The sequence below is a fragment of the Actinotalea ferrariae CF5-4 genome, assembly GCF_000603945.1.
GTDB lineage: Bacteria > Actinomycetota > Actinomycetes > Actinomycetales > Cellulomonadaceae > Actinotalea > Actinotalea ferrariae.
Window position 1 is genome coordinate 1 of the sequence record NZ_AXCW01000160.1, and the last position, 9,299, is coordinate 9,299.

The window sequence follows — 9,299 nt, forward strand, 5'->3', positions numbered from 1 at the left end:
CGGGGCCCTGGCGGCGCGGCGGGCGACCGGGGCGTCCCGGCGTCCCGGGTCGCTGCGGGCGGGCGGAGCGGCCGGCGGCCCGCTGCTGGGACCGGAGGTACAGGCTGGAGACGATCCACGCGACCGGCCCCACGACCGGGACCAGGACGATCAGCAGCGCCCACACGGCGGGATGCAGACCGGCGCGCTCCTCGGGGCGGCTGCGCCAGAGGTCGATGAGGGCGTAGACCGCCAGCGCGACGGGCACCACGTACACGAGAACTCGACCCATGCGTCAAGGGTAAGCCGGGCCAGCCGTACGCTTGCTGAGTGCCGGTCGTGACCTACTCCCTGCTCCGCCTGGCGCTCTTCGGCGCCGCCCTCGGCCTGCTGCTCCTCGTGGGAGCGCGGGGCTGGCTCGTGCCGCTCGTCGCGGCCGTGATCGCGTTCGGGCTGTCCTACGTGATCTTCGCGCGGCAGCGCGACGCCGCGGGCGCCTGGATGGCGGAGCGCGCCGCCCACCGCCAGCGCCGCTCGCGCCTCGCGCAGGCCGTCGAGCAGGACGAGGCGGAGGAGGACGCCGTCGCCGAGCGCCTGCGCCGCCAGCAGCGGCCGACCACCACCACCGACACCTCCACGGACGCCCCCACCGACGCCGACGGCACGCGCGCCCTCTGAGCCGCCACCCGCAGCCGGGCCACCCTCACCCGCCACCATCGGGCCCGGTTCGCGTCGGGCCAGGTTCGCGTCCTGCGACAACTTCGCGCTCCCCGTCGCGCCTCGCGACAACTCGGTGCCCCAGCGCGCATTTCGCGACAGGTCTGCGCTCCCCGCGGCGTGCGCGAGGACGCAGGCGGCAGGCGTGCGGGCGCCGAGGGCGCCGAGGGCGCCGAGGGCGCAGACCGGTCAGACGCCGCTGTAGGAGTGCAGGCCCTGGAAGACGAGGTTGACGGCCGTGTAGTTGAAGATCACGGTGGCGTAGCCGACGAGGGAGAACCATGCGGCCCGGCGGCCGGACCAGCCGCGCGTCGTGCGCGCGTGCAGGTAGGCGGCGTAGACGACCCAGACGACGAAGCTCCAGACCTCCTTGGGGTCCCAGCCCCAGTAGCGGCCCCAGGCCGCCTCGGCCCAGATCGCACCGGCGATGAGCGTGAAGGTCCACAGGACGAAGCCGACGGCGTTGATCCGGAAGGACAGCGCCTCGAGGTCCCGCAGCGAGGGCAGGACGTCGAGCCAGCGCCAGGCGGACCCGGCGAGCCCGCGCCCGGCGACCGCGGCGTCGCCGTCGGCGGTCCTAAGCCGCGCCTCGCGGGAGTCCTTGAGCAGCTGCAGCCCGCTCGCGGCGAAGGCGACGGTGAAGAGCCCCGTCGAGATCGTCGCGATGGAGACGTGAATCACCAGCCACGGGCTCTGCAGCGCCGGCTCGACGCCCGCGGCGGGCGTGTAGAAGCCGACGAGCGAGACGCCGAGGGCGACGGTCGTCAGGCCCAGGACGAAGGATCCGAGGAACCGCAGGTCCCGCGTGCGGCACAGGGCGAGGAACGTGACGATCGTGACGAGCGTGCCGACGAGCGTGAACTCGTACATGTTCGCCCACGGCACCCGGCCGGCGGCGAGGCCGCGCGTGACCGCGCCGACGACGTGCAGGAGCAGACCGACCACGGTCACGGCCATGCCGATCGAGGCAGCCCGTCGCGGACCGCCGCCGTCCACCGGAACCGCGAGCCGGCCGGTCGGGCGCGCGTCGGTGAGGGTCGACGCCGCCGTCACCGTGCCGACGGCCGCGCTCGCGGTCGTGGCGCGGGCAGCACCGGCGCTGACCGGCACCGCACCGTCACGCCGCGTCGCACCGACGCGGTCCGCGAGGCTCGCGAGGTCGAAGGAGAACGCCAGGAGCGCCACGGCGTACGCCGCGGTCGCGCCCCACACGATGATGTGGCTGAGCTCGCCGAGAGTCACAGGTCATGCCTTCCGCCGGCCCCGGCGCGTGCCGGGGCGTCGTCGTCCGAGTCGTGCGCTGCCGGCTCGAGGACCGGGCCGCAGCGCTCCCCCACCGCCCCCAGGAGACGGTCGAGCTCGGCCTGGAGCCCGACGTCGTCGCTGCGCGCGAGCGCCGCAGCGGTCACCACTGTACGTCCCTCACCTGGAGCGATCCTGAGCCAGAGGCGCCGCCGGGGGGCGAACAGCGAGAGGGACAGGCCCGCGAGCGCGAGGAGCGAGGACACGAGGATCCACGTCAGCGCCGGGTCGTGCCGCAGGTCCAGGGCGACGAAGCGGGGCAGGCCCTCCCACGTGAACGAGCCGAGGCCGTCGGGCAGGTCCACGGTCTGACCCGGTCGGACGAACAACGTCACGGGCCGGCCCTCGTCGTCGAGCAGGTTCGTCATCTCGCTGTCGTCGAGCTCGTAGACGTTCTGGGGGACGCCGTCGTCGAGCCCGAGGTCGCCGGTCCAGACCGTCAGCACCAGGAGCGGCTCGAACGGCTGGGGGTAGATCGACCGCGCGCCCGCCTCCGTCACCTCGGCCGTGGGCAGCAGGTAGCCGACCAGACCGATCTGCTCGCCGGTGGAGACGTCCGGCACCTTCACGACCCCCCGGGACGTGTAGACCGGGTCCTCCGGCAGGAACGGCACGGCCCCGGCGAACGCCACCTCCCCGGCGGCGTCGCGCACGGTGACGTCCGGCGCGTACCCGTTGCCCTGGAGGTAGACCTTGGCCTCGCCGACCGTCAGCGGGGAGTTGACGCGGATGTCGGCCTCGCGGGGCTCCTCGCCCGGCTCCGCCACCGTGACCTCCGCCAGGAAGTCCAGGGCACGGGCGTCCGGGGTGAACTCGGAGGTGAACCGGTCGAGCGTCAGGGTGAACGGCACGAGGGACCGCGGGTCGAACGCCGTCCCCGCCTCGAAGGTGTCGTAGTCCGTCACGGAGTTCGCGAAGCCCCGCCCCTCGACGACGAGCGCCTGGCCGCGGTAGTGCAGCAGCTGCCCGGTCGCGACGGAGACGAGGATCCCCACGAGCGCGAGGTGGAACAGGAGGTTGCCGCTCTCCCGGACGTACCCGCGCTCGGCGGCGACGGTGCGCGCGCCCCCCGCCTCGACGTCGTCGTCGACCCGGAAGCGGGGCAGCAGGCGGACGGGACCGCGCAGCGCCGCGCGCGCGGCAGCGACGACGTCGTCCGGGGCCGCGGCCACGACCACCTCGCCGCGCACGGTGAACCGGTCGAAGCGGCGCGGCGTGCGGGGCGGCCGCGCCCGCAGGGCCCGCAGGTGCACGCGGGTGCGCGGCAGGATGCAGCCGACGAGCGAGATGAACAGCAGCAGGTACACCGCCGAGAACCACGCCGAGGCGTAGACGTCGAAGAAGCCCAGGCGGTCCAGGAGCGGGCCGAGCGTGGGGTTCTCGACGATGTACCGGGCCACGGCGGGCCGGTCGACGGGCTTCTGCGGGAGCACCGAGCCCGGGACGGACACGATCGCCAGGAGCATCAGGAGCATGAGCGCCACGCGCATGCTCGTGAGCTGGCGCCACGTCCAGCGCAGGGTCCCGACGACGCCGAGGGTGGGCAGCGACGCGGCGGACGGCGCCTCCGGCTCCGGGGTGCTCATGTGGTCCGCCGGGCCGTGGTCGAGCCGGGCGGCGTCCTGGTCGGAGTGGCGGTCCGGCGCGTCGTGCGGGGCGTCGTCATGCGTGGCGTCGTCGTGCGTGGCGTCGTCGTGCCGGGGGTCCGTCGTGCTCACCTCACACCACCGTCTCGAAGCCGCCGATGAGCCCCTGCAGGGAGTTCGTCCACGCCGTCCACAGGCCGCTGACCAGCGCGAGGCCCACGAGGACGAGGACGGCGCCGCCGATCTGCTGGATCAGCCGACGCCGCTCGCGCAGCACGCGCAGGACGCGGGCGGAGCGGTCCAGCGCGAGGGCGATGAGGAGGAACGGCAGCCCCAGGCCGAGGCAGTAGGCCACCGAGAGCACGGCGCCCCGCCCCGCCGAGGCCTCGTCGAGGGCGAGCGTGTAGACGGCGACCAGGGTCGGGCCGATGCAGGGCGCCCAGCCCAGCCCGAACACGACGCCCAGCAGGGGGGCGCCCCACAGCCCCGCCGTCGGCGCGAGGTGCAGGCGCCGCTCGCGCTGCGCGAAGGGCATCCAGCCGAGGAACACGAGCCCCATGAGGACGACGACGACGCCCAGCACCCGGGTGATCGGGTCGCTCCACTCGTTGACCAGCGAGCCGAGCGACCCAGCGAGCACCCCGAAGAGCACGAAGACGGCCGTGAACCCCGCCACGAACAGCGCGACGCCCCCGACGACGCGTCCCCGGCTCACCCTCGCGAGGGTCGCGGTGCTCCCGCCGCCGGACCCGCCGGCGCTCCCGCCGCGCCCCGACCGTCCACCGCGCCCGCCCTGCGCCCCGGCCATCCCGGACACGTACCCGAGGTAGCCGGGCACGAGCGGCAGGACGCACGGCGACGCGAAGGACACCAGGCCGGCCACGAAGGCGAACGGGACCGCGAGCAGCATCGAGCCGCTGAGGACCGTCGACTGGAAGACGTCGCCCACGCTCGCCGCGACGCCCGTCAGGGCCGGCACGCCGGCCGCCGCTGGGTCATGCGCCCTCGGCGAGGGTGTCGTCGATGAGCGTGCGCAGGGTCGAGGCGTCCGCCAGGCCGAGGATCCGCGCGGCCACGTTGCCCTCGCGGTCCAAAACCACCGTCGTGGGGACCGCCTGCACGGGCACGACGCCCTGGAGGGCGGCCAGCGCCGTCCCCCCGGAGTCGTGCACCGACGGGTAGGGGACCTCGAAGGTGCGCTCGAAGGCCAGGGCGTTGCCGGCGTCGTCGCGGGAGTTGATGCCGAGCAGCCGCACGCCGTCGTCGGCGTAGTCCTCGGAGATAGCCACGAGGTCGGCGGCCTCGGCGCGGCAGGGCGGGCACGCCGCGTACCAGGTGTTGAGGACGACGACGTCGCCGCGCCACTGCTCGAGGTCGACCGTGTCGCCGTCGTACGTCGTGCCGGTGAGCGCGAGGGGCCCGGTGCGGTCGCCGACGGGCCAGGTCGTCACGGAGCCGTCGCCCGTCACGTACCCGGCCTGCGTGCCGCTCTCGGTCCAGCCGCCGGTCACGCTCGGCGCGCAGCCGCCCAGGAGCGCCGCGGCGGCGAGGGCGGCGAGCACGCGTCGGGTGCGACCCGGGGTGCGCACGAAGGAGGTGCCCACCGTCACGCCCCCGGGACGATCGGGGCGTCGGGGAGCAGGTCCGCGCACGGCTCGGAGTAGGTGACGCCGGCGAAGCGGTCGTCCTCCCAGTGCAGCGAGGTCAGCGATGCCACCGTGCACTCGCGCCGGCGCGGGTCGTGCCACAGGCGGCGGCCCTCGAGGGCCTGCCGCGTGACCCAGATGGGCAGCTGGTGGCTGACGACGACGGCCTCGTGGCCCCGGGCGGCGTCGCGTGCCGCGGCGATGCCCTCGAGCATGCGCGAGACCTGCCGCCGGTACGGCTCCCCCCAGGACGGACGGAACGGGTTCCACAGCAGGGGCCAGTGGGACGGCCGCCTCAGGGAGCCGTCGCCGACCCCGAAGGTCAGGCCCTCGAAGCGGTTCTCGGCCTCGAGGAGGCGCTCGTCGGTCGCGACGGCGACGTCGAACGCGGCGGCGATGGGCGCAGCCGTCTCCTGCGCGCGCAGCAGCGGCGAGGCGACGACGTGCACGACGTCGTGGCGGGGCGCGCCCGCCGGACCGGAGCCGCCGAGGTGGTCGGCCACCCGGCGCGCCATCGCCTGACCGCGCTCGGACAGGCGGAAGCCGTCGAGCCGGCCGTAGAGGACGCCGCCGGGGTTGTGCACCTCGCCGTGGCGCAGCAGGTGGACGGTGGTCGTGGTCACCGGGGGCATGTCCCCAGTATCGCTCATCCCCGGAGCGATCACGGACGGCTGTGAGGAGGGTCTCAGTCCTCGCGCGGGCCTTCGGCGATCCGCTCCATGACGCGGCCCAGGACCCGGAAGTCCTCGTCCGACAGCAGGTCGACGAGGTGCGTGCGCACCGCGCCGACGTGTCCGGGCGCGGTCCGGTCGAGCAGGTCGAAGCCGGCGGGCGTGAGGGTGCAGTTGATCCCGCGACCGTCGTCCTCGCAGGCGCGCCGCTCGACCAGGCCGCGGCGCTCCATGCGGGACACCGTGTGCGTGAGCCGGCTCCGCGAGTGCATGACGGAGGCCGCGAGCTCGGACATGCGGACCGTGCGGCGCGGCGCCTCGGACAGCCGGACGAGGATCTCGTACTCGCTCAGGGAGATGTCGGCGTCCGCGTCGAGCTGGCGGTTGAGGGCGTCCTGGAGGGCGGCGGTGCCGAGGAGGTACGCGCGCCACCAGCGCTGCTGCTCGGCGGTGAGCCAGCGCGTGCCCTCCGCGACCGCGGGGGCCGCCGTGCCGGGCGCATCCGTCCCGGGCGCATCCGTGCCGGGCGCCTCCGGGCCGGGGGCCGTCGGGTCGGACGTCGTCGTCATGCCGCACCTCCTTCGCCGCCGAACCGTAACAGGGGGGCTTGCGCCCGCCCCACCACTGTAGTACAACTATCAACTAGTTAGTTGACGCTTCAACTTCGGACACCGCCGCCGGCGGTTGCCGCACCAGCCCGCCCGAGAGGAACACCACCATGAGCGAGACCCTCACCACTCTGCCCACCGGCCTGACCGCCGGCACCTGGGCGATCGACGCCTCCCACTCCGAGGCGGCCTTCACGGTGCGCCACGCCGGCATCGCCAAGGTCCGCGGCACCGTCGCGATCACCGACGGCACCATCACCGTCGGCGAGGACCTCGCCGTCTCCGCGGTCGCCGCGACCCTCGACCCCGCCACCATCGACACCCGCGACGCCAACCGCGACGGCCACCTCAAGAGCGCCGACTTCTTCGAGGTCGAGACCTACCCGACGTGGTCCTTCACCTCCACCTCCGTCCGCCCGGCCGGCGACGACTACGTCGTCACGGGTGACCTCACGATCCACGGCGTGACGAAGTCCGTCGAGCTGAAGACGGAGTTCAACGGCACCGCGACCGACCCGTTCGGCAACCCGCGCGCCGGGTTCTCCGCCGCCACGGAGATCTCCCGCAAGGACTTCGGCCTGACCTGGAACGCCGCGCTGGAGACCGGTGGCGTGCTCGTCTCGGACACCGTGAAGATCTCGCTCGAGGTCTCGGCCATCCGCCAGGCCTGAGCCGCCTCCCGCGTCGCCTCGCCGCGACCGGGTAGCAGCCGTCGGACGCCCCGCGACCGACACCGACGCCGTCGGACCTCCCCCCGGGTCCGGCGGCGTCGTGCTGCCCGGGCAGGGGCGTCACGTCGTCGTGCCGCCCGGGCGGCCCTTCACGTCGTCGCGCTGCGGGTCTGCTGGTGGAACGCGAGGATCTGCAGCTCCCGGGCCAGGTCGACGGACCGGACGTCCACGCCGTCCGGCACGCGCAGCACCCGGGCGGCGAACGTCAGGATGCTGCGCACGCCCGCCGTGACGAGCCGGTCCGCGACCTCCTGGGCCACCCCGGCCGGCGTCGCGAGCACCGCGACCGTCGCACCCTCCCGGGCCACGACATCCTCGAGGGACGCCGCGGGCTCGACGACCAGGTGCCCGACCCGCGTGCCCACGACGTCCGGTGCCGCATCGAGCAGCGCCGCCACCCGGAAGCCCTGACCGCCGTCGGCCTCGTAGTCCTGCACGTACGTCGCGAACGCCTGACCCAGGTTCCCGACGCCGACGATGACGACGGCGAGGTCGCGGGTGAGCCCCAGGGCGGCGGCCACCTGCGCGCGCAGGTGCGCCACCTCGTACCCCACGCCCCGCACGCCGTGCGACCCCAGGTAGGACAGGTCCCGGCGCAGCTGGGCGGGGCCGACCCCCGCGAGCGCGGCGAGCTCCCCGGACGACGTCCGCGGCGTCCCCCGCCCGACCAGCTCGTCCAGCGCCCGCAGGTAGATCGGGAGGCGGGCGACCGTGGCCGGGGGCACCGGCGTCACGGGCGGCTCCCCAGGGCCCGGCGCACCCGCTCGGGGTCCACACGCCAGAAGCCCACCTGCACGTCGTCGACCGTCACCACGGGGACGTACTCCCCGTAGCGGGCCTGGAGCCCGGGGTCGGTGTCGATGTCGACCTCCGTCCACCCGAGGTCCGCGGGTACGACGGCGGCGAGCACGTCGCGGGCGTCGTCGCACAGGTGGCAGCCGGCCCGTCCGTAGAGGACGACCCGGCCCGCCGGGGCGCCGTCCGCTGCAGGAGAGCTCACGTCCCCAGCCTAGGGCGCCGTCGCGCGGCGGGGCGCGGCGGGTGGTGGGTGAGCGGAGGGCGGGTGGGCACGGCGGTCGGGCCCGCCGATACAGTGACGGGGTGGCGCAGCCGACCGACGAGTTCGAGGTGCACCCGTACGGTCCCGACGAGCTCGAGCAGGACGTCGAGGAGCACGGTCGCGCCGCGGCGCGCGCCGCCGTGGAGGAGGAGGGCATCCCCGACCCGGCGCCGCCGGTGGCCGCGTTCTTCGACCTCGACAACACGATCATCCGCGGCGCCAGCGCGTTCCACCTCGCCGTGGGCCTGCGCCGCCGGGGGTTCGTCTCGATCAGGGACATCGCGCAGGTCGCCCGCCAGCACCTCCGTTACCTGGCGTTCGGGGAGAACCTCAAGGACATCGCGGACATCCGCTCCCGGGCGCTGAGCGTCGTGGCCGGGCGGTCCGTCGCCGACATCACCTCGATCGGCGAGGAGGTCTGGGACGAGGTGCTGTCGCTGCGGATCTTCCCCGGGGCGCAGGCGCTCCTGTCCGACCACCTCGCCCGGGGGCACCAGGTCTGGATCATCACGGCGAGCCCCATCGAGATCGGCCGGCTCATCGGCAGCCGCCTCGGGGTGACGGGCGCGCTCGGCACCGTCGCGGAGCACAAGGACGGGATCTACACCGGGCGCCTCATCGGTGACCTCATGCACGGCGCCGCGAAGGCACGCGCGGTGGACGAGCTGGCCCGCACCGAGGGCCTGGACCTCGAGGACTGCTACGCCTACGGCGACTCCACGAACGACCTGCCGATCCTCTCCGCCGTGGGCCACCCGTTCGCCATCAACCCCGACGTCCGGCTGCGCCGCCACGCGGCCGAGCACGGCTGGCCCGTCCACGAGTTCCGCGGCCGGCGGCGGACCGCGGCCCGGCGGGGCGTGCAGACGGCGAGCGTCGCCGGGTTCCTGTGGGTCGCACGCCTGGCGTTCCGGACGGTGCAGCGGCGCCTCGGGGGCTGACGCCGCCGTCGGCCGGGAGCGCCGAACCCTCGGCGGCCGCCGAGAGCGGCCGGCGAGA

12 protein-coding genes are annotated in these 9,299 nt (G+C 74.8%); 3 read left to right on the forward strand and 9 right to left on the reverse strand.

Annotated elements, in window-relative coordinates:
- Positions 1-271, reverse strand: a 271-nt coding sequence (locus N866_RS13120; RefSeq protein WP_155855363.1) for a PLD nuclease N-terminal domain-containing protein, incomplete at its 3' end; no start/stop codon positions are given.
- Positions 272-309: 38 nt separating this feature from the next.
- On the opposite strand from N866_RS13120, the gene N866_RS13125 reads away from it, so the two are divergent.
- On the forward strand, positions 310-657 hold the full coding sequence (locus N866_RS13125) for a DUF4229 domain-containing protein (protein WP_081802633.1): 348 nt from the start codon (positions 310-312) through the stop codon (positions 655-657).
- A gap of 228 nt (positions 658-885) precedes the next feature.
- Here N866_RS13125 and ccsB read toward each other — a convergent pair whose 3' ends face one another.
- From ccsB to N866_RS13155, 6 genes are all read right to left on the reverse strand, one after another.
- Positions 886-1,938, reverse strand: coding sequence for a c-type cytochrome biogenesis protein CcsB (gene ccsB, locus N866_RS13130; RefSeq protein ID WP_034227055.1), 1,053 nt, complete (start codon positions 1,936-1,938; stop codon positions 886-888).
- On the reverse strand, positions 1,935-3,716 hold the full coding sequence (gene resB / locus N866_RS13135) for a cytochrome c biogenesis protein ResB (protein ID WP_425393960.1): 1,782 nt from the start codon (positions 3,714-3,716) through the stop codon (positions 1,935-1,937). Before resB ends, ccsB begins: the two co-directional genes overlap by 4 nt.
- Before the next feature lies 1 nt (position 3,717).
- The gene (locus N866_RS13140; protein ID WP_425393962.1) at positions 3,718-4,554 is read right to left on the reverse strand and encodes a cytochrome c biogenesis CcdA family protein; all 837 of its coding nucleotides are present in this window, start codon (positions 4,552-4,554) and stop codon (positions 3,718-3,720) included.
- Between the two features lie 25 nt (positions 4,555-4,579).
- On the reverse strand, positions 4,580-5,194 hold the full coding sequence (locus N866_RS13145) for a TlpA family protein disulfide reductase (RefSeq protein WP_425393961.1): 615 nt from the start codon (positions 5,192-5,194) through the stop codon (positions 4,580-4,582).
- Positions 5,191-5,853, reverse strand: a complete 663-nt coding sequence (locus N866_RS13150; protein ID WP_216699447.1) for a histidine phosphatase family protein — start codon at positions 5,851-5,853, stop codon at positions 5,191-5,193. Before N866_RS13150 ends, N866_RS13145 begins: the two co-directional genes overlap by 4 nt.
- 62 nt (positions 5,854-5,915) lie before the next feature.
- Positions 5,916-6,470: a MarR family winged helix-turn-helix transcriptional regulator gene (locus N866_RS13155; RefSeq protein WP_081802634.1), complete on the reverse strand. Its 555-nt coding sequence runs from the start codon at positions 6,468-6,470 to the stop codon at positions 5,916-5,918.
- Positions 6,471-6,619: 149 nt separating this feature from the next.
- Between N866_RS13155 and N866_RS13160 the strand changes: the two genes are divergently transcribed.
- Positions 6,620-7,180, forward strand: coding sequence for a YceI family protein (locus N866_RS13160; RefSeq protein ID WP_034227059.1), 561 nt, complete (start codon positions 6,620-6,622; stop codon positions 7,178-7,180).
- Between the two features lie 149 nt (positions 7,181-7,329).
- Here N866_RS13160 and N866_RS20990 read toward each other — a convergent pair whose 3' ends face one another.
- Together N866_RS20990 and N866_RS20995 are read right to left on the reverse strand one after the other, a co-directional pair.
- Positions 7,330-7,974, reverse strand: coding sequence for a redox-sensing transcriptional repressor Rex (locus tag N866_RS20990; protein WP_034227061.1), 645 nt, complete (start codon positions 7,972-7,974; stop codon positions 7,330-7,332).
- Positions 7,971-8,240 (reverse strand): glutaredoxin family protein, encoded by a 270-nt coding sequence (locus N866_RS20995; protein WP_034227063.1) that lies wholly within the window; start codon positions 8,238-8,240, stop codon positions 7,971-7,973. Before N866_RS20995 ends, N866_RS20990 begins: the two co-directional genes overlap by 4 nt.
- Positions 8,241-8,341: 101 nt before the next feature.
- On the opposite strand from N866_RS20995, the gene N866_RS13175 reads away from it, so the two are divergent.
- Positions 8,342-9,241 (forward strand): HAD family hydrolase, encoded by a 900-nt coding sequence (locus tag N866_RS13175; protein WP_342668426.1) that lies wholly within the window; start codon positions 8,342-8,344, stop codon positions 9,239-9,241.
- The last annotated feature ends 58 nt before the right edge of the window (positions 9,242-9,299 follow it).